This window comes from Phytohabitans rumicis (assembly GCF_011764445.1).
Classification (GTDB): Bacteria; Actinomycetota; Actinomycetes; order Mycobacteriales; family Micromonosporaceae; genus Phytohabitans; species Phytohabitans rumicis.
Genome location: NZ_BLPG01000001.1, coordinates 68,553 through 86,458 on the forward strand (window position 1 = coordinate 68,553; position 17,906 = coordinate 86,458).

Here is a 17,906-nt window from a genome sequence, read left to right on the forward strand (position 1 = left end):
GGCGGGGTGCGATGATCGTGGAATGTCTGTGCTTGACGCGTTCGCTCTGACCGGACGGGTAGCGGTGGTGACCGGCGGAAACCGGGGGCTCGGGCGGGCGTTCGTCGACGCGCTCGCGCAGGCCGGAGCCAGTGTCGCGATCGTCGCCCGGGACACCGCCAAGACGGCCGAGGTGCTCGCCGAGCTGCCGGACGGGACGGCGGTGCGCGGCTTCGCGGCCGACGTCCGCCAGCGCGCCGAGGTGGACCGGGCGGTCGAGGAGATCGTGTCCGAGATGGGCGGCGTGGACATCCTGGTCAACAACGCCGGCACCTGCGTCCACGCCCCCGCGCTCGACGTCACCGAGGCCGACTGGCACGCGGTCGTCGACACCAACGTCACCGGCGTGTGGAACTGCTGCCAGGCGTTCGGCCGCCACATGGCGAGCAACGGCGGCGGCACCATCGTCAACGTCGGCTCGATCTCCGGCCTGATCGTCAACCGTCCACAGTGGCAGCCCGCCTACAACGCCTCCAAGGCGGCCGTGCACCAGCTCACCAAGTCGCTCGCCGCCGAGTGGGCACCGCTGGGGATCCGGGTCAACGCCCTCGCCCCCGGCTACATCAAGACCGAGATGGCGCCGGTGGACCGCCCGGAGTTCCGGCAGCACTGGATCGAGGACGTGCCCATGAAGCGGTACGCCACCCCGGAGGAGATCGCGCCGAGCCTGATCTACCTGGCCAGCGACGCCTCCGCGTTCATGACCGGATCGGTGCTGGTCATCGACGGCGGCTACACCGCCTTCTGAGACGGCGCCTAGCCGGTCTGCCGTTCGAGCGCGCGCCGGGCGAGCTGCCATTCGGACTCGAACTCCGGCACGAGCCGGATGAGCATCGTCGTGCCGCCGTCGCCGACCCGCACCTCGCTGGCGCCGCCGCGTTCGAGGGCGCGCCCGGTGATGAGGGAGTCGTCCGCGCACTCCACGGTGAGGTCGTCCCGGCGCTGGTCGACCTCGAGGGTGACCGCCAGGGCGTCCGGCTCGGCGAGCCTGTCGACGAGGGCGCGGAGCCGGCTGGACAGCGTCCGGTACGCTCCGCCGATGCTATTCGTGGATGGGCAGGCCAACGAGCGACTGGTGCTCGATGGCGAGTGGTTCGAGAAGCTGCGCGGCGGGCAATCCAAGACCCGCCTACCGGCGTCGTCCTTCCTCGACGCGGCCTGGAAAGACATTGATCGACGGGTACGACTGTTCGGCAGCGAGCGGGAACAACTGGTCCAGGTGACGCTGCGGTTCGCGGATGGGCCGTTCGTCGGGTTCGTTACCGCGGCCGCGAAGCGATCGCAGGTAGAGGCCATCGTCGCCGGGTTGGAGGCCGCCCGAACCGGCGCTTGAGCGTTCCAGCCTCACCCGGGCCGCAGCCGGCGGGCGAGCGCCGCGACCGCGGGTGGCAGGGCCGGCGTCGTTCCCGCGGCGGCCCGCAACGCCCGCGGCGACAGGCCGTACGCGGCCCGGAAGCGGCGGGAGAAGTGCAGCGGGTCGGCGAACCCGACGGAGCGGCCGACCTCGGTGACGCTGAGGTTGCTGCGCACCAGCAGCGCCTCGGCGCGGGCCAGCCGGACCAGTTCCAGGGCGGCGACCGGGCCGTGCCCGTACGCCTGCCGGAACAGCCGCGACAGGTGCGCCCGCGACACCCGCGCCGCCGTGGCCAGTTCGCCGACCGGTACGGCCCGGACCCGGGTCGCCCACTGCCGGCGTACGTGGTCGAGCGCCGCCGCGAGCGGTGGCGGCTCGGCCGGATCGCGCACTGGCGGCAGCGGACCGGACACGAACGTGCGGACCACGGTGGTCAGCATCTGCTCGATCCAGTCGTCGGTGGCGCCGGAAGCGCCCAGCCAGACCAGGTACGACAGCCAGGCGTCCAGCGGTCCGGTGATCGGCCGGTGCAGCGGCCACCCGTCGAAGCGGCCCGCGGGCAGGCCGAAGTGCGCGTACCCGTGGCTGCTCGGGCGGTCCGGATCCCACCGGAACTCGTCCCGCATGCCCGGCCGCAGCAACAGCAGCGTGCCGGGGCGCAGGGTGAGCTCATCCGCCATGTCGAGGCGGCGCCACCGCGCGCTGCCGGCGAGCATCCACACCAGCTCGAAGTCGCGCAACGTACGCGGGCCAAACGACGCGCCCGCCGGATAGTTCCCCACGGCCGGACGGCCGAACGTCAACCGCGCCCGATGCGACATCACAATCAGCCATGTTCACGCGCCGCCCGTCCATGGTCAACACCCACCCGTCGCGGCAGGCTGAACCGCATGGACTTCACGCTTTCCCAGTACGAGAAGGACGGGTATGCGGTCGTGCCGGAGGCGTTGACGCCGCAGGAGGTCGACGAGTTGCGCGCCGAGACGCTGCGGATCTGCCGCGGCGAGCTGGGCCAGGTCGACGGGCTCATGCCGCCGCGGCCCGGCGACACCGACGACACGCTCGTGCGGCGCTACGTGTGCGTCCACTACCCGCACAAGCTGTCCCCGCTGATGGCCGGCGCGCTGGCCCATCCGTCCATCGTGGACGCGCTGACCCAGGTCGTCGGGCCGGACGTCAAGGCCATGCAGTCCATGCTCTTCACCAAGGGCGAGGGCAAGCCGGGCCAGGCATGGCACCAGGACGAGATGTTCATCCCGACCCGGGACCGGTCACTGACCGCCGCGTGGATCGCGCTCGACGACGCCACCGTCGAGAACGGCTGCCTGTGGGTGCTGCCCGGATCGCACCGCAGCGGGATCATCTACCCCGACCGCGAGCAGCACGACGACCGCTTCGACTGCGCCGTCGAGGCGTACGCGTTCCCGTGGCGCGACGAGGACGCCGTGCCGCTGGAGTTGCCGGCCGGCAGCGCCGTCCTGTTCAACGGCCACCTGCTGCACCGCTCGCTGCCCAACACCGGAAAGCACGGGCTGCGCCGGGCCCTGGTCAACCACTACATGAGCGCGACCTCGCGACTACCGTGGGTCAAGGCCCCGGAAGGCGTCTCGTTCGCCAAGTGGGACTACCGCGACATCGTCATGGTCGCCGGCACCGACCCGTACGCCTATCTCGGCCTCGCCGACCTGGCCCGCCCGCACGTCCGCCCCGAACGCGACGGCGGCTGCGTGCGCTGATCGCTGATCTTGCACAATCGTCGGATGCGTACGTCATCCGCCTACCGCGTCGTCGCGGCGACCGCCGCGCTCGTCCTGCTGGCCGCCTGCACCGATGAGCCCGCGCCGACACCGACACCGCCCGCCCCGACCACCAGCGGGAACGCGGCGTGCCCGGCGCCCGGCGTGGCGCTCACGGCCGGACCGGTGGACGCCGCGGCGGGGCTGCGGGCCATGCGCGTCGAGATGGCGAACTGCGGCAGCCAGCCGTACACGGTGGACGGCTATCCGGCGCTCCGGGTGCTCGGCGCCGACCGCGCGCCGCTGGCGGTCACCACGGCCGAGGGGACGGCCCGGATCTCGTCGATCGCCGGGTTCGACAAGCCGCCGCAGCCGGTGACGCTGGCCCCCGGCGACCGCGCGGCCGCCGTGGTGGTGTGGCGGAACACCGTCACCGACGGCAACACGCCGGCGACCACGGGCACCCACCTGGAGGTGGCGCCGGCGGCCGGTCAACCCGCGCAGGTGCTCAGCCCGGCGGGCGGCCTCGACCTGGGCACCACCGGCACCATCGCCACGAGCCCGTGGGTGGCCGAAAGCTAGTCGGTGCCGCGCCGGGCTAGTCGGTGCTACGCAGTGCGGCCAGGACCGGGGCGTACATGCGGGCCTTGATGGCGCCCAGCGTGGGACCGGCCTTGCCGGCCGCCGCCCCGGCGAGCTCCACGGCGGTGCGGCGCACCGCGTCCTCGTCCACGGCGTGGTCGACGACGCCGGCGGCGAGCGCGTCCGCGCCGCCGTACCGGCGGGCGGTGGTCATCGCCTCGTGCGCGGTCCGCTTGCTCAGCCGGGCCTGGATCAGCGCCGACATGCCTACCGTGAACGGGATGCCGATGTCGACCTCGGGCAGGCACCAGAAGCCGCGGTCGGCGCGCATCACCCGGAAGTCGTGCGCGAGGGAGAGCATCGCCCCGGCGGCGAACGTGTGCCCTTGCAGGGCGGCGACCGTGATGACCGGCAGGGCCAGCAGCCGGGCGAAGAGGTCGTGGACGCTGCCGACGTACTCCTGGGACCGGTCGCCGTGGGCGCCCAGCCACTCCAGGTCCAGGCCGTTGGAGTAGAACTTGCCGGTCGCGGCCGTCACCAGGGCACGCGGACCCTCGGCCTTCTCCACCTCGTCCAGCGCGGCGTGCACCGCGGCGATCCAGTCGGGGTGGAAGCGGTTCTCGGTGTCCCCGAGGTCGAGGACGAAGACGTTCTCCTGACGGTCCAGCGTCGGCATCACACGAGGCTACCAGCAAGTAACTTGCCCGATGACATTTGTCATCGGTGCGGCGTGAGACCGCCATCGGAACCGATGGGCGGCGGCACTACATCGGCCGCGCCGCCGGCCAAACACTCAAAGGCATGAGGCGCACACTCGCAATCCTGCTGAGTTCGGTCATGGGGCTGAGTACGGTCATGGGGCTGGTCGGCGTCGCGCCGGTCGCGGCCCGTACGGCCGACCCCGCCCCGATCCAGCTCACCCTGCCCGCCCCCACCGGGCCCACCGCATCGGCACCGTTTCGCTGCATCTGGTCGACTCGTCCCGCCCGGACCCGTGGGTGCCGGCCCAGCGGACCCGCGAGATCATGGTGCAGCTCTGGTACCCGGCCACGAACGTGCGCGCGTACCCGAAGGCGCCCTGGGTCTCGCCCGCCGTCGCGGAGGTCCTGAACCCGCCCGGCTCGGGGGTGCTGCTGCCGGTCACGCACGGGCATGTGGGCGCGCCGGTGCGGCCGGGCCGCCACCCCGTGGTCGTCTACTCCCCCGGCTTCAGCATCGACCGCGCCGCCAGCACGGCGCTCGTGGAGGACCTGGCCAGCCGGGGCTTCATCGTGGTCACCATCGACCACACCCACGAAGCCCCGCTGGTCGAGTTTCCCGGCGGGCGGGTCGAGGTGGCGGCCATCCCGGTGCCGACCACCCCGGAGGAAGAGGAACAGATCCTCACCAGGGCGCTGGCCGTACGGGTCGCCGACGCCCGCTTCACGGTGAACCAGCTCGCCGCGATCAACAAGGGTCGCAACCCGGACGCCGCCCGGCGCCCGCTGCCGCGCGGCCTGCGCGGCGCGCTGGACATGTCCCGGGTGGGGATGTTCGGCCACTCCTTCGGCGGCGCCGCCACCGCGCAGACGATGTACGAGGACCGCCGCGTCCGGGCCGGGCTCAACATGGACGGCACCGTCTTCGGCCGGGTCGTCACCGCCGGGCTGAACCGGCCGTTCCTGCTCCTCGGCTCGCAGGCGGAGGACGAGCCCGACGAGACGTGGGTCACCCTCTGGGCGAACCTGCGGGGCCCCCGTCACCAGTTGGAACTGCTCGGTTCGGGGCACCTGTCGTTCAGCGACTACCAGGTGCTGCTGCCGCAGTCGGGCGTGCCGGCCGAGGATCTGGAGCCGTTGCTGGGGACGATCGACGGCGAGCGCTCGGTCGCCGTGCAGCGGGCGTACGTCGCGGCGTTCTTCGACCGGTACCTGCGGTGGGGCGACGGCCGGCTGCTGACCGGCCCGTCGCGGCGCTACCCCGAGATGCGGATCGTGGCCTGATGACCGCGACGATCGAGGTGACCGACCTCAGTCGCCGCTACGGCGGGCCGGCCGGGTACGAGGCGGTTCGGGGCGTCTCGTTCTCGGCCGGGCGCGGCGAGCTCTTCGCGCTGCTGGGCACGAACGGCGCCGGCAAGACGTCCACTTTGGAGGTCGTCGAAGGGCTGGACCGACCCACCGCCGGACGCGTACGCGTATTGGGCCACGACCCGTACGGGCAGCGCTCGCCGGCACGGTCCCGGATGGGCGTGATGCTCCAGGAGGGCGGGTTCCCGCCGGACCTCACCACGGCCGAGACCGTACGCATGTGGGCCGGCACGCTCACCGCCGCGCGCCCGGTGCCGGAGGCACTGTCCCTGGTGGACCTGAGCCACCGGGCCGCGGTACGGGTGAAGCAGCTCTCCGGCGGCGAACGCCGCCGCCTGGACCTGGCGCTGGCGCTGCTCGGCCGGCCGGAGGTGCTCGTCCTCGACGAACCCACCACCGGGCTGGACCCGGAGAGCCGGCGCGCCACCTGGCACCTGATCCGCCGGCTGCTGGGCGACGGCGTCACCGTGCTGCTGAGCACGCACTACCTGGAGGAGGCGCAGGAGTTGGCCGACCGGCTCGCGATCATGCACGACGGCCGGATCGTCGCGACCGGCTCGGTGGCCGACGTGGTCGCCGGGTTCCCGGCCCGGATCCGGTTCGTCCTGCCCGACCGCGTCGACCCGGCGCGCCTGCCCCACCTGCCCGGGACGCGGCCCGGGCCGGCCCCGGGGTCGAGGCGGGGCCGGACGGGTGGGTCACCATCGAGACCGACGCGCTCCAGCCGGCCCTGACCGCCCTCATGTCGTGGGCCGACGCCCACGGCGTGGAACTGTCCGGATTGGACGCCCGGTCGGCCTCGCTGGAGGAGACGTTCCTGTCGATCGCGGCGACGCCCGAGCGGCCCCTTGCCCGGCAGGGGGCCCGGTGACGCCCCGGGTCCGCGCGATCGGCCGGGCCGAGCTGACGCTGCTGTGGCGCAACCGGACCGCGATGGTCAACGCCGTGCTGCTGCCGGTCGGCGCGGTCGCGCTGGTCGCCGCCGTCAACGCCGGCGACGCCATCGAACGCGCCGACAACGCCACGTTCGTCACCGGACTGCTCGGCCTCATCCTGCTCAGCGTCGTCTACTACAACCTGGTCAGCACCTACGTCGCCCGCCGCGAGGAGCTGGTGCTCAAGCGGCTGCGGACCGGCGAGGTGACCGACGCCGAGATCCTCGCCGGCACCGCGAGCCCCACCGTCGTCATCGCGGTCGCCCAGGTCGTCCTCTGCGTCGGCGTGGGCGCCGCGCTGGTGGGCCTGCCGGTACCCGTCAACGTGCCCGTGCTGGTGCTCGGGGTGCTGGCCGGCGTGGTCGTGTTCGTCCTGCTGGCCGCCGCCTCGGCGACGTTCACCCACACCGTGGAGATGGCTCAGGTCACCACCCTGCCGGTCCTGCTGCTCTGCACGGTCGGCTCCGGCATCGTCGTACCGACGCAGATGCTGCCCGAGCCGATCGCCGCGGTGCTGCGCTTCCTGCCGCTCACCCCGGCCGTCGACCTGATGCGCCTAGGCTGGCTGGGCACGACGGGCGACGGCACGCCGGCGGACTTCGCCGGGGTGTTCGGCCCGGCGGCGGTGCCGGCGGCGATCCTGGCGGCGTGGGCGGCGGTGGGTGTCGCGGCGGTGCGGCGCTGGTTTCGCTGGGCGCCCAGGCGGTAGGCGGTGAACAGGAGGGCGCAAACGGTGAATCTGCTGCGATGGTGGCGCTCACGCGGCCAGGCGGCCCGCTTCGACTTCTACGTCCGCGCGTCGTTCTACGTCAACTTCCTGGTCTTCCCGATGCTGGCCGCGGGCGCGGTCGACGCGGATCTCGACGGTGCGGCGCCCTGGGTGGCCGGGGCGCTCACCACCGTCCACACCGGAGCGTGCATTCTGCTGGTACGGGCCGGGCTGGCGCACCACCTCGGGCGGAGCTCCCGGCCCACGGTCCTGATCGCGGTGGCCGGCGCGATGACCGTGGCCGGGGCGGTCGCCACCGTTCTCGCCTTTCCCGGCCCGGACAGCCCCGGCAACGCCCTGCTGACCGTCATCGTGGTGGCGTACGTGGCCGCCCTGACCATCGCCGCCCCGCCCCGGGTCGCGTTGGGGGCGGGCGCGGTGGGATGCGCGGCCTTGTACGGGTTCGCCGCCGCCCACGGCGCCAGCAACCCGTTCGCTCGGGTCCTGGGCATGGCCGCGGCGGTCCTCTTCGTGGTGGGCATCGGCCGGGCGTCGATGTGGACACTGGCCGTCGTCTGGGAGCTCGACCGGGCCCGCCACCTGCAGGCCAGCCTCGCCGTCGCCGAGGAGCGGCTGCGCTTCTCCCGCGACCTGCACGACGTCGTCGGCCGTACCCTGTCGGCCGTGGCGCTCAAGGCCGAGCTGGCCGCGCAGCTGGCCCGGCGCGGCCGGGCCGAGGCGATCGACGAGATGCTGGAGGTACGCCGCATCGCCGAGGAGTCGATGACCGAACTGCGCGCCGTCGTGGGCGGGTACCGCACCGCCGAGCTGGACGTCGAGCTGGCCGGGGCACGGTCCCTGCTCGACTCCGCGGGCATCGGCTGCCGCGTCGTCGGGGACGGCGCCGGCCTGCCCGCGGCGGTGCAGAGCGGGTTCGGCTGGGTGGTCCGGGAGGGAGCGACGAACATGCTGCGCCACAGCGAGGCGACCACCTGCACGATCACGCTGCGCCCCGGCGACGACGGCACGGTCACGCTCACCATGGTCAACGACGGCGTGACCGGCCGGACCGCCGGCGGGGGCACCGGAATCGTCGGGCTCACCGAACGGATCGCCGCGCTGGGCGGCACCGTCACCGCCGCGCCCGAGCCACCCGGCCGGTTCCGCCTGACGGCGCGGCTCCCGATCGGCACGCCGGCATGAGCGCGCCGATCCGGATCCTGCTCGCCGACGACGAGCACCTCATCCGGGGCGCCCTGGCGGCCCTGCTGGCGCTGGAGAGCGACCTGTCCGTCGTGGCGCAGGCGGCCACCGGCGCCGAGGCGCTGGCGATGGCCCGCGCCCTGCGGCCCGACGTCGCCGTCCTCGACCTGCAACTGCCCGACCTCGACGGCGTCGCGGTGGCCAAGACGCTGCACGCCGACGTGCCCAGCTGCCAGACGATGATCGTCACGAGTCACGGCCGGCCGGGCCACCTCAAGCGCGCGCTGACCGCGGGGGTACGCGGCTTCCTGCCCAAGACGGTCTCCGCCGACGTCCTCGCCACCGTCGTCCGGACCGTCCACAGTGGCGGCCGGTACGTCGACCCGCAGCTGGCGGCGGAGGCGATCAGCGCCGGGGACAGCCCGCTGACGGCCCGTGAGGCGCACGTGCTGGCCCTGGCCGCCGAGGGCGCACCCGTCGAGGAGATCGCCCGGCGGGCGGCGCTGACCCCGGGGACCGTCCGCAACTACCTGTCCTCGGCGGTCAGCAAGCTGCGTACGGCCAACCGGCACGAAGCGGTCCGCATCGCCCGCGGCAACGGCTGGATCTGAGCCGCACCGCTTCGCGCCGGTGGTCGGGACTTGACCCTGACGCAGCGTCAACCCTCCATGCTGGCGGTCATGCGCATCCCGCCACCAACCAACCAGGTCCAGGGGCCCGCGATCCACGTGCGGGGCCTGGAGAAGTCGTACCAGGAGCTGCGTGTGCTGCGCGGCGTGGACCTCGACGTGGCCCGGGGCAGCATCTTCGCCCTGCTCGGCTCGAACGGGGCGGGCAAGACCACGATGGTGAAGATCCTGTCCACGCTGCTCAAGGCCGACGCGGGGACCGCCCGGGTCAACGGCTTCGACGTCGCGACCCAGGCCGCCGACGTACGCGAGTCCATCAGTCTCACCGGCCAGTTCGCGGCGGTCGACGAGATCCTCAGCGGGCGGGAGAACCTCGTCCTGGTCGCCAGGCTCAGGCACCTGGAGGACCCGGGCGCGATCGCGGACAGCCTGCTGAGGCGCTTCTCGCTGACCGAGGCGGGCGCCCGGAGGGTGGCGACGTACTCCGGTGGCATGCGCCGCCGCCTGGACATCGCGATGAGCCTCATCGGGCATCCGCCGGTCATCTTCCTCGACGAGCCGACGGCCGGGCTGGACCCGGAGGCGCGCATCGAGGTGTGGCAGGCCGTCAAGGAGCTCGCCGAGGGCGGCACGACCGTGCTGCTCACCACCCAGTACCTGGAGGAGGCCGAACAGCTCGCCGACCGGATCGCGATCCTCCACCGGGGTCGGATCATCGTCCACGGCACCCTGGCCGAGCTCAAAGCGCTGCTGCCACCCGCCAAGGTCGAATACGTCGAGAAGCAGCCCTCCCTCGAAGACGTCTTCTTCGCGGTCGTCGGCTCCGCCGGCGAAGAGAAGTAGGGAACAATGATGGCCACACATTTCTTCGGCGACACCGCCGTCCTCACCGGACGGACCTTGCGCCACGTCACCCGCAGCCTGGATACCATCATCACGACCGCGATCACACCGATCGCCATGATGCTGCTGTTCGTCTACGTGTTCGGCGGCGCGATCGACACCGGGACGGCCTCGTACGTGAACTACATGCTTCCCGGCATCCTGCTCATCACCATCGCGTCGGGCATCGCCTACACCGCGTTCCGGCTCTTCACCGACATGCAGGGCGGGATCTTCGAGCGATTCCAGTCCATGCCGATCGCACGCTCCTCCGTGCTGTGGGCGCACGTGCTGACCTCGCTGGTCGCCAACCTGATCTCGCTCGTGGTCGTCGTCGGCGTCGCCCTCCTCATGGGCTTCCGCACGGGGGCGGGCGTGCTGGGGTGGCTCGCGGTCGCCGGCATTCTGGTCCTGTTCACCCTGGCGCTGACCTGGATCGCCGTGATCCCCGGCCTCACCGCGAAGAGCGTGGACGGCGCGAGCGCGTTCTCCTACCCGCTGATCTTCCTGCCGTTCATCAGCTCGGCCTTCGTACCCACCGACACCATGCCCGGCCCGGTGCGCGCCTTCGCCGAACACCAGCCGGTGACCTCCATCGTCAACGCGATCCGGGACCTGTTCACCCAGCAACCGGTCGGCACCGGCATCTGGACCGCCCTCGCCTGGTGCGTCGGCATCCTCGTCGTCGCCTACCTCTTCGCCAACATCACCTACCGCCGCCGGATCTCCTGAACCGGCAGGATCAGAGCATGCTGACGATCGGTCAACTGGCGGCGCACGCCGGTGTCACGGTGCGGGCGGTGCGGCACTATCACCAGATCGGACTGCTGCCCGAGCCGGAGCGGGACGCTTCGGGCTACCGGCGGTACGGCGCTACGGCGGTCGTGTCTCTCATCAAGATCCGCACCCTCGCCAACGCCGGCGTGCCGCTGTCCCAGATCGGTCAGATGCTCGACGCCGACGCGTCGACCTTCGCCGAAGCGGTCCGCCGGATCGACAGCCACCTGCGCGACGAGATCGAACGGCTGGAGACCAGCCGCAAGCAGATCGCGCAGCTCACCTCTGGGGACAGCCTGGCGCTCCCCCCGGAGGTGACCTCCTATCTCGATCGACTCCGGGAGATCGGGGTGTCAGAGCGGATGGTGGACAGTGAGCGGGACGGGTGGATCCTCATCGCGGCTCGCTGGCCCGATGGCATCCGCGAGATCATGCCCTACAAACACGCGCAGCTCGATGACCCGCAACTCGTTCGCCTCTATCGTCTCGGGTCGGAGATCCTCGACAGCGACGCCAGCGCCGACGACCCGCGCCTGGAGGAAGCCGCCGACATCATGGCCGGCCTGCTCGCGCAGGCGTACACATCCGGCGAGATCAACCCCGCCGAGGAAGCGCACGACGACCTACCGTTCGACCTTCTGGACGCGCTCGCCGTCGAGTCCGACCCGCGGGCGGTGCGGATGCTCGACCTGATGCGCGAGCGTGGCTGGGCCAGTTGGACGCGGACCCGGCCGGAGCGACTTGCGTGACCCATTCTGGATATGTAGTGTCCAGGATTATGAACGCCTTGAACTCCATGACGTCCACCGTCCGCGGCCGTGTCTGGCTACCCGGCGACCCCGGCTTCGACACCGCCCGCCGCCCGTGGAACCTGGCCATCGAGCAACCGGTCGCGGCCGTGGTCGAGGCCGCCGACGCCGGCGACGTCGCCACGCTGGTGCGCCACGCCCGCGCCGCCGGGCTCGGCATCGCCACCCAACCCAACGGCCACGGCGCCACCGGCCGCACCGAGGGCACCGTGCTGCTGCGTACCCGGGGACTGGACGCTCTGCGGATCGACCCCGTCGCTCGCCGCGCGCGCGTCGGTGCGGGCGTGCCCTCCGGCCGGCTGCAGGCCGCCGCCGCACCGCTGGGCCTGACCGGCCTGCCCGGCAGCTCCCCCGTCGTCAGCGTCACCGGCGTCGCCCTCGGCGGCGGGCTGAGCTGGTTCGGCCGGGCGCACGGCTGGGTGGCCGACAGCGTCACCGCGTTCGACGTGGTAGACGCCGGTGGCGACCAGCGGCACGTCACCGCGGACACCGACCCCGACCTGTTCTGGGCCCTGCGCGGCGCGGGCGGCGACTTCGCCATCGTCACCGCCCTCGAGCTCGCCCTGCACCCCGCTCCCCGGCTGTACGGCGGCCGGACACTGTGGACGGTCGAGCACGCTACGGCCGTCGCGGACGCCTACCGGCAGATCACGGCGACCGCCCCCGACGAGTTGACGGTCTGGCTGGAACTGCTGCACTTCCCCGGCGCCGACCCGATGGTCGCGGTGGACGCCACCTACCTCGGTGGCGAGGACGAGGCCCGCGACCTGCTGGCACCGCTGGACCGCCTGCCCGCGCCGCTGTCCGACAGCAGGCGGGTCATGTCCGTCGCCGAGCTCGGGTCCATCACCGCCGAGCCGACCGACCCGAGCGCCGGCCGGTCGCGCGGCGAACTACTGACCACATTGGACGACGTCACGCTGAAGGCGTTGCTGGCCGACCCCATCGCGCCGCTGCTGAGCGTGCAGGTTCGGCACCTGGGCGGCGGCTTCGCGCGCGCGTCGGACAGTCCGCACGGCCCGCTGACCGAGCCCTACGCGCTCTACCTCTTCGGGATCCCCGCCGACCCGGCCACGGCCGAGGCCGTCGCCGCCAAACAACGCGACCTCGCCGGCAGCCTGCCCGTCAGCGGCCGCAAGCCCTTCACCTTCCTCGGCCCCGACGAGACCGCGGCCGACGCCTTCGGCCCGGACGTCCTGGCCCGCCTGCGCGCCATCAAGCAGCGGTACGACCCGCACAACGTCTTCCGCGCCAACTTCCCGATGGGCGGCTAGGGCCTTACCGGCGCGGGTCGACGTGGACCTTGGGGCCCGGCCCGGCACCGTCGGGGCGCCGCCCGGCCAGGACCTCGGCGACGTCGGCGAGGCCGACCGTGGCGGCCACCAACGGGCGGGGGTCGACGGCTCCGCTGGCGTACGCGTCGATGGTGCCGGCCAGGCCCGCGGACGCGCCGAGGATGCCGACCGTGGTGACGTCCTTGAAGACGATCTCGCGACTGTCCACCGTGCTGGGTGAGCCGGAGAGTCCGATGTAGACAATCCGTCGGCCCGGCTCGACCAGCTCCACCGCCAGCGCGGGCAAGGCCGGTGCGGTGGACGCGTCGACGATCCCGTCCCACGGCAACGGTGGCAGGGTGTGCCGGGTCCAGGCGTTCTCGAATCCGAGCTTTCCGGCCAGCCGCAACTGGCGCTCGTCGCGGCCCATGAGGTGTACGTCAAGGTCGCGGGCGCGGCCGAACATCGCCACCAGCAGGCCGATCGTGCCCGTGCCGAGGACCAGCAGCCGCTCACCCGGGGCGAGGTCGGCGGCGCGGACGCTGCGCAGCGCGTTGCCGCCCGGCTCGACGAGCGCGCCGAGGGTGGCATCCACCCCGTCGGGCAGCACGTGCAGCGCCGTCACGGGCACGGCCACCTGCTCGGCGAGCGCGCCCGCCAGCCCGTCCCGGATCCCGAGCTCGTGGCGGTCGGCGCACACGTGGTGACGGCCGTCGCGGCAACGGCGGCAGCGCCCACACCCGATCATGGTGTCGCCGGTGACCCGCCGGCCCAGCCAGGCCGCGTCCACGCCCGGCCCGACCGCGCCGACCACCCCGGACCACTCATGGCCGGGCCGCAACGGGTACGACGACGCCCCGGTGTGCAGGTAGCTCATCTCCCCGGTGAAGAGCTCGACGTCGGTGCCGCAGATGCCGACCCGTTCCACGTCCACGACCACCTGCCCGGCGCCCGCCACCGGCGCGGCCACCTCCCGCACCTCAGCCCGGCGCGGTCCGATCAGGACCAGCGCACGCATCGCGCGCTCCCCACCCCGCCCCTCATCCCCCGATGCTATGGCCCGCCTACCCCACCCCACCGCCGCGCCGCGCTCGCCCCGCCCCGCCCCGCCCCGCCCCGCCCCGGACGCAACGTCGATCAAGGGCATAAGGCCGTGGTTCGATCTCCAATCCGCGACCGTTTGCCCTTGATCGACGCGAAAGTCCTTGATCGGCGAGGCGGGGCGCAGGCCGTGCGGAGCCGGCGACTGTGGCGAATTCTTGCCCTCCGCGGGGCAACTCATCGCCACAGTCGCCCGCAGGCGTGAGCCCCGGCCGAGCTGCCGCCGGGCCCAGGGCGCGCTGCCGCCCGGCGCGTGAGTGGAGCAGAGCGGGATCACCTCAGCAATCGGGCCGGGGGCCGATGCGCGGCAGAGCAGGCCGCTTCACAGCGCCGGGCGGGCGGGGAGGGGATGCGGGGCGGCGGGTGGGTGGGGGGCTACCGGAGGGCCTTCGCGGAGTAGGACGGCGACCAAGGCGGCGCCGGCCAGGCCCACGACTCCGGCGATCACCATGACCAGGCTGAGCGCGGACGCGGCGTCGGCGCGGGCGGTGAACGCCGTACCCAGGGCGGCGATCCCGAGCGCGAGGCCGAGTTGGCGGGCGGTGTTGAGCGCCCCGGCTGACCGACGAGGACCGGCTCCTGATCCGGGCCCTGGGGCACGACGGGCGGGCCGGCTACGCCGAGCTGGCGACCGCGACCGGGTGGTCCGAGTCGACCGCGAAGCGCCGCACGGAGTATCTGCGCGAGGCCGACGTCGTCTTCTTCGACCTCGACCTGGATCCCCGGCCGCTCGGCTTCGACGCGATGGCGATCCTGTGGCTGTCGGTGGCGCCGTCCGACCTGGTCGAGGTGGGCCGCGCCGTCGCCGCGCACCCCCGAGGTCGCCTTCGCCGCCGCCACCACCGGGCCGACCAATCTGGTCGCCACCGTCGTCTGCCGGGACGTGCAGGCCCTGTACCGGTACCTGACCGAGCGGCTGGGGACGCTGCCGGCCATCCGGCACGTCGAGTCCGCGCCCATCATCCGTACGGTGAAGAGCGCCGGAAGCTAGGTGGTGAGCAGGTGCCCAGCCAGGGCCGGGGTGAACCCCGTCGCCGAGGTGCCGGGACACCGCACGGAAGCACAGCTGTCCGTCCCGTGCGCTCAGCAGCACGGCTTCGACGAGCGCCCGGACGCTCGGGATCATCACAGCGGAGCCCGGCGCGCGCGGAGCTGCGCGGCGGCGAGCGTCGGGTCGAAGCCGTACGGCAGCTCCAGCCGGTGCCGGCGTAGCAGGTCGGAGTCGGCGAGCAGGTCCATGGTGGGCCCGTCGGCGACGACCTGTCCCGCGTCCAGGATGACCGCGCGCGGGCACAGCTCCAGGGCGTACGGCAGGTCGTGGGTGACCATGAGCAGGGTGACCGGCAGCGCCCGCAGGATCTCGGACAGCTCGCGCCGGCTGGCGGGGTCGAGGTTGGACGACGGCTCGTCCAGGACCAGGATCTCCGGGCGCATCGCGAGCACGGTGGCCACGGCGACCCGCCGCCGCTGCCCGAACGAGAGGTGGTGCGGGGTCTGCGACCGGTAGTCCGTCATCTTCACCGCGGCCAGCGCCTCGTCGACCCGTTCCTGCAGCTCGGCGCCGCGTACGCCGAGGTTGGCCGGGCCGAAGGCGACGTCTTCGGCGACGGTGGGCATGAAGAGCTGGTCGTCGGGGTCCTGGAAGACGATGCCGACCCGGCGGCGGATCTCGACCAGCCGGGCGCGGTCGGCCGGGTCGACGGCCAGCCCGCCGACCGTCACCTGGCCGGCGCCGCCGTGCAGAATGCCGTTGAGGTGCAGCACGAGCGTGGTCTTGCCGGCGCCGTTGGGGCCGAGCAGGGCCACCCGCTCCCCGGGCGCGACGCGCAGGTCCACGCCGCGCAGCGCGGTCGAGCCGTCCGGGTACGCGTAGTGCACGCCGCGTAGGTCGAGTGAGTCGGTCATCGCAGCACCGCCGCGACCCCGATGCACGCCGCCGCGGCGGGGAGCGCGGCGGAGGCGACCCACTGGCCGGTGGTGGCGCCCGCGCCGTCCGGTGCCGGCAGCCGGCCGGCGTACCCGCGGGACACCATCGCCAGGTAGACCCGCTCGCCGCGCTCGAACGCCCGCAGGAACAGCGCGCCGAGGCTCACCGCGAACGCCTTGACCTGCCACAGGAACCGGGGGTCGTACCCGCGCGAGAGCCGGGCGATCCGCATGCGCCGCGCGTCGTCGGCCAGGATGTCCATGTAGCGCAGCATGAACGTGGCGATCTGGGTGAACACCCGCGGGCAGCGCAACCGGTCCAGGCCGAGGATCAGGTCACGCATGGTGGTGGTCGCGGCCAGCAGCAGCGAGGCCAGCACGCCGAGCGTGCCCTTGGCGAAGATGTTCCACGCCCCGTACAGCCCGTCGACGGACAGCGACATGCCCAACCAGGTGACCCGCTCGCCGTGGCCGGCGAACGGCAGCGCGACCGCCAGCAGCACGAACGGCAGCTCGATGGTGGCGCGCTTAGCCAGCCAGCGCGCCGGGACGCGGGCCAGCACGGCCACCACCGCCACCAGCACCGCGTAGCCGGCGAACGCGGCGAACTCGGTGCGCGGGGTGACCACCACGACGATGGTGTAGAGCAGCGTCGCGACGATCTTCACCTGCGGGGGCAGCCGATGCACCACGCTGTCGTGGTCGAGGTGCAGCGGATGGGCGTGGCCGGCGCCCATCAGCCCTTCCCGGTGCCCGTCTCGGCCGGGGTCCGGGCCGGACCGCGGCGACGGACCAGCCAGAACACGCCGCCGCCGACCGCGAACGTGACCAGCACGCCCAGGACCCCGGACAGCCCGGTCGACAGGTACGGGTTGTCGATGCCCTTGATGCCGTAGTCCGCCAGCGGGCTGTCCTTCGTCTGGTGCTCCTGCTCCTGCTGGGCCATGCAGGTGCCCCCGGTGATGGTGCCGTCGGCGTCGGTGGTGCAGCCGTCCCGGGCGGTGTAGTCCAGGCCGTCCGGGCTGCCCGAGGCGACGTTGCTGACCAGCCCGGCGAGCAGCAGGGCGACGAGCAGCCCACCGGCCAGGAACCACCACAGCGGTCGCTTGGTGCTCACGCGGCACCTCCCACCACGGACGTCGCCGCCGGCGCGGGCGCGGCGGCCCGGGTGCGGAAGCGGCGCAGCGCGTACACCAGGTCCGGACGGACCCGGGCCACCGTGGCCACGGTCGTCGCGGTGATCAACCCCTCGCCGATCCCGATCAGCACGTGCACCCCGGCCATCGTCGCGGAGATCGTGGGCAGCGACAGGTCCGTGGTGCCGCCGAGCCAGTACTGGAGCACGAAGCCCTGGGACGCGACCACCACGCCGATCACCGCGGCGATGAATCCGGTCACCGCCAGCCCGGTCGGCGTCTTCGGCAGCACCCTCAGCAGGCCGGCCACCAGCACGTACCCGGCGGCCGTGCCGAGCACCGCCATGTTGGTGATGTTCAGCCCGAGGGCGGTCAGACCGCCGTCGGCGAAGAGCAGGCACTGGATGATCAGAACCGTCGACACGCATAGCGCGCCGACCCACGGGCCCACCAGCATCACCGCGAGGGTGCCGCCCAGCAGGTGCCCGGACACGCCCGGCAGCACCTGGAAGTTGAGCATCTGCACGGCGAAGATGAACGCCGCCACCAGCCCGGCCATCGGCGCCAACCGGTCGTCGAGGTCCGCCCGACCGCGCGTCACGCACACCGCCAGCGCGATCACGGCGATCACCAGGAACACCGCGGACACCTGCGCGTTGACTATGCCGTTGGCGATGTGCATCGCCACTGTTTCCATGATCCCCTCCCCCACGCCGTCGCTGACCAGCATATTGGGCAAGAGGGG

Annotated in this window: 23 protein-coding genes and 1 pseudogene; 16 read left to right on the forward strand and 8 right to left on the reverse strand. The window is 72.9% G+C overall.

Annotated features, from left to right (window positions below; translation table 11 throughout):
* Positions 1–22: 22 nt before the first annotated feature.
* On the forward strand, positions 23–787 hold the full coding sequence (locus tag Prum_RS00335) for an SDR family NAD(P)-dependent oxidoreductase (RefSeq protein WP_173072887.1): 765 nt from the start codon (positions 23–25) through the stop codon (positions 785–787).
* 8 nt (positions 788–795) lie between these two features.
* On the opposite strand, the gene Prum_RS00340 is transcribed toward Prum_RS00335, so the two are convergent.
* Positions 796–1,104 (reverse strand): hypothetical protein, encoded by a 309-nt coding sequence (locus Prum_RS00340; protein ID WP_173072889.1) that lies wholly within the window; start codon positions 1,102–1,104, stop codon positions 796–798.
* On the opposite strand from Prum_RS00340, the gene Prum_RS00345 reads away from it, so the two are divergent.
* A complete protein-coding gene (locus tag Prum_RS00345; RefSeq protein WP_218576913.1) occupies positions 1,088–1,372 on the forward strand; it encodes a hypothetical protein in 285 nt (94 codons plus the stop codon). The two genes, Prum_RS00340 and Prum_RS00345, sit on opposite strands and share 17 nt — an antisense overlap.
* Positions 1,373–1,383: 11 nt before the next feature.
* Here the strand turns inward: Prum_RS00345 and Prum_RS00350 are convergent, their stop codons facing one another.
* Positions 1,384–2,175, reverse strand: a complete 792-nt coding sequence (locus tag Prum_RS00350) for a helix-turn-helix transcriptional regulator (RefSeq protein WP_218576914.1) — start codon at positions 2,173–2,175, stop codon at positions 1,384–1,386.
* Between the two features lie 108 nt (positions 2,176–2,283).
* On the opposite strand from Prum_RS00350, the gene Prum_RS00355 reads away from it, so the two are divergent.
* Both Prum_RS00355 and Prum_RS00360 read left to right on the forward strand, forming a co-directional pair.
* Positions 2,284–3,129, forward strand: coding sequence for a phytanoyl-CoA dioxygenase family protein (locus tag Prum_RS00355; RefSeq protein WP_173072895.1), 846 nt, complete (start codon positions 2,284–2,286; stop codon positions 3,127–3,129).
* A 24-nt stretch (positions 3,130–3,153) separates the two neighbouring features.
* The gene (locus Prum_RS00360; RefSeq protein WP_173072897.1) at positions 3,154–3,711 is read left to right on the forward strand and encodes a DUF4232 domain-containing protein; all 558 of its coding nucleotides are present in this window, start codon (positions 3,154–3,156) and stop codon (positions 3,709–3,711) included.
* Positions 3,712–3,727: 16 nt separating this feature from the next.
* Here the strand turns inward: Prum_RS00360 and Prum_RS00365 are convergent, their stop codons facing one another.
* Positions 3,728–4,387, reverse strand: a complete 660-nt coding sequence (locus tag Prum_RS00365; RefSeq protein ID WP_173072899.1) for an enoyl-CoA hydratase-related protein — start codon at positions 4,385–4,387, stop codon at positions 3,728–3,730.
* A 322-nt stretch (positions 4,388–4,709) separates the two neighbouring features.
* Here Prum_RS00365 and Prum_RS00370 point away from each other — a divergent pair, with 322 nt between their 5' ends.
* From Prum_RS00370 to Prum_RS00410, 10 genes are read left to right on the forward strand one after another with little or no spacing between them, the layout of a single operon-like run.
* On the forward strand, positions 4,710–5,693 hold the full coding sequence (locus Prum_RS00370; RefSeq protein ID WP_246277548.1) for an alpha/beta hydrolase family protein: 984 nt from the start codon (positions 4,710–4,712) through the stop codon (positions 5,691–5,693).
* Positions 5,693–6,514, forward strand: a complete 822-nt coding sequence (locus Prum_RS00375; protein ID WP_246277549.1) for an ABC transporter ATP-binding protein — start codon at positions 5,693–5,695, stop codon at positions 6,512–6,514. The genes Prum_RS00370 and Prum_RS00375 overlap by 1 nt, the downstream gene beginning before the upstream one ends.
* Before the next feature lie 8 nt (positions 6,515–6,522).
* On the forward strand, positions 6,523–6,651 hold the full coding sequence (locus tag Prum_RS53495; protein ID WP_281368825.1) for a hypothetical protein: 129 nt from the start codon (positions 6,523–6,525) through the stop codon (positions 6,649–6,651).
* On the forward strand, positions 6,648–7,424 hold the full coding sequence (locus Prum_RS00380; protein ID WP_173072901.1) for an ABC transporter permease: 777 nt from the start codon (positions 6,648–6,650) through the stop codon (positions 7,422–7,424). Before Prum_RS53495 ends, Prum_RS00380 begins: the two co-directional genes overlap by 4 nt.
* A gap of 24 nt (positions 7,425–7,448) precedes the next feature.
* Positions 7,449–8,627: a sensor histidine kinase gene (locus tag Prum_RS00385; RefSeq protein ID WP_218576915.1), complete on the forward strand. Its 1,179-nt coding sequence runs from the start codon at positions 7,449–7,451 to the stop codon at positions 8,625–8,627.
* Positions 8,624–9,238, forward strand: a complete 615-nt coding sequence (locus Prum_RS00390) for a response regulator transcription factor (RefSeq protein WP_173072903.1) — start codon at positions 8,624–8,626, stop codon at positions 9,236–9,238. Before Prum_RS00385 ends, Prum_RS00390 begins: the two co-directional genes overlap by 4 nt.
* Positions 9,239–9,295: 57 nt before the next feature.
* Entirely contained in the window at positions 9,296–10,099 is an 804-nt protein-coding gene (locus Prum_RS00395; protein ID WP_173072910.1) for an ABC transporter ATP-binding protein, read from the forward strand.
* Between the two features lie 9 nt (positions 10,100–10,108).
* Positions 10,109–10,870 (forward strand): ABC transporter permease, encoded by a 762-nt coding sequence (locus Prum_RS00400; protein ID WP_173083244.1) that lies wholly within the window; start codon positions 10,109–10,111, stop codon positions 10,868–10,870.
* A 17-nt stretch (positions 10,871–10,887) separates the two neighbouring features.
* Entirely contained in the window at positions 10,888–11,664 is a 777-nt protein-coding gene (locus tag Prum_RS00405; protein WP_173072912.1) for a helix-turn-helix domain-containing protein, read from the forward strand.
* Positions 11,665–11,693: 29 nt separating this feature from the next.
* Positions 11,694–12,998: an FAD-binding oxidoreductase gene (locus Prum_RS00410; protein ID WP_173072914.1), complete on the forward strand. Its 1,305-nt coding sequence runs from the start codon at positions 11,694–11,696 to the stop codon at positions 12,996–12,998.
* 4 nt (positions 12,999–13,002) lie between these two features.
* Here the strand turns inward: Prum_RS00410 and Prum_RS00415 are convergent, their stop codons facing one another.
* Positions 13,003–14,016, reverse strand: coding sequence for a zinc-dependent alcohol dehydrogenase (locus Prum_RS00415; protein ID WP_173072916.1), 1,014 nt, complete (start codon positions 14,014–14,016; stop codon positions 13,003–13,005).
* A gap of 641 nt (positions 14,017–14,657) precedes the next feature.
* On the opposite strand from Prum_RS00415, the pseudogene Prum_RS54815 reads away from it, so the two are divergent.
* A pseudogene (locus tag Prum_RS54815) lies at positions 14,658–14,786 on the forward strand (Lrp/AsnC family transcriptional regulator); the annotation flags it as partial.
* A 31-nt stretch (positions 14,787–14,817) separates the two neighbouring features.
* Positions 14,818–15,090, forward strand: a complete 273-nt coding sequence (locus Prum_RS53500) for an Lrp/AsnC ligand binding domain-containing protein (protein WP_281369109.1) — start codon at positions 14,818–14,820, stop codon at positions 15,088–15,090.
* Between the two features lie 134 nt (positions 15,091–15,224).
* Here the strand turns inward: Prum_RS53500 and Prum_RS00425 are convergent, their stop codons facing one another.
* From Prum_RS00425 to Prum_RS00440, 4 genes are read right to left on the reverse strand one after another with little or no spacing between them, the layout of a single operon-like run.
* On the reverse strand, positions 15,225–16,004 hold the full coding sequence (locus Prum_RS00425) for an energy-coupling factor ABC transporter ATP-binding protein (protein ID WP_173072923.1): 780 nt from the start codon (positions 16,002–16,004) through the stop codon (positions 15,225–15,227).
* Positions 16,001–16,762 carry a cobalt ECF transporter T component CbiQ gene (gene cbiQ / locus Prum_RS00430; protein WP_173072925.1) on the reverse strand — a complete coding sequence of 254 codons (762 nt, stop codon included), beginning with the start codon at positions 16,760–16,762 and terminating at the stop codon, positions 16,001–16,003. Before cbiQ ends, Prum_RS00425 begins: the two co-directional genes overlap by 4 nt.
* Positions 16,762–17,142 carry a PDGLE domain-containing protein gene (locus Prum_RS00435; RefSeq protein WP_173072927.1) on the reverse strand — a complete coding sequence of 127 codons (381 nt, stop codon included), beginning with the start codon at positions 17,140–17,142 and terminating at the stop codon, positions 16,762–16,764. The genes cbiQ and Prum_RS00435 overlap by 1 nt, the downstream gene beginning before the upstream one ends.
* On the reverse strand, positions 17,139–17,858 hold the full coding sequence (locus Prum_RS00440) for an energy-coupling factor ABC transporter permease (protein ID WP_173072929.1): 720 nt from the start codon (positions 17,856–17,858) through the stop codon (positions 17,139–17,141). The genes Prum_RS00435 and Prum_RS00440 overlap by 4 nt, the downstream gene beginning before the upstream one ends.
* Positions 17,859–17,906: the final 48 nt, after the last annotated feature.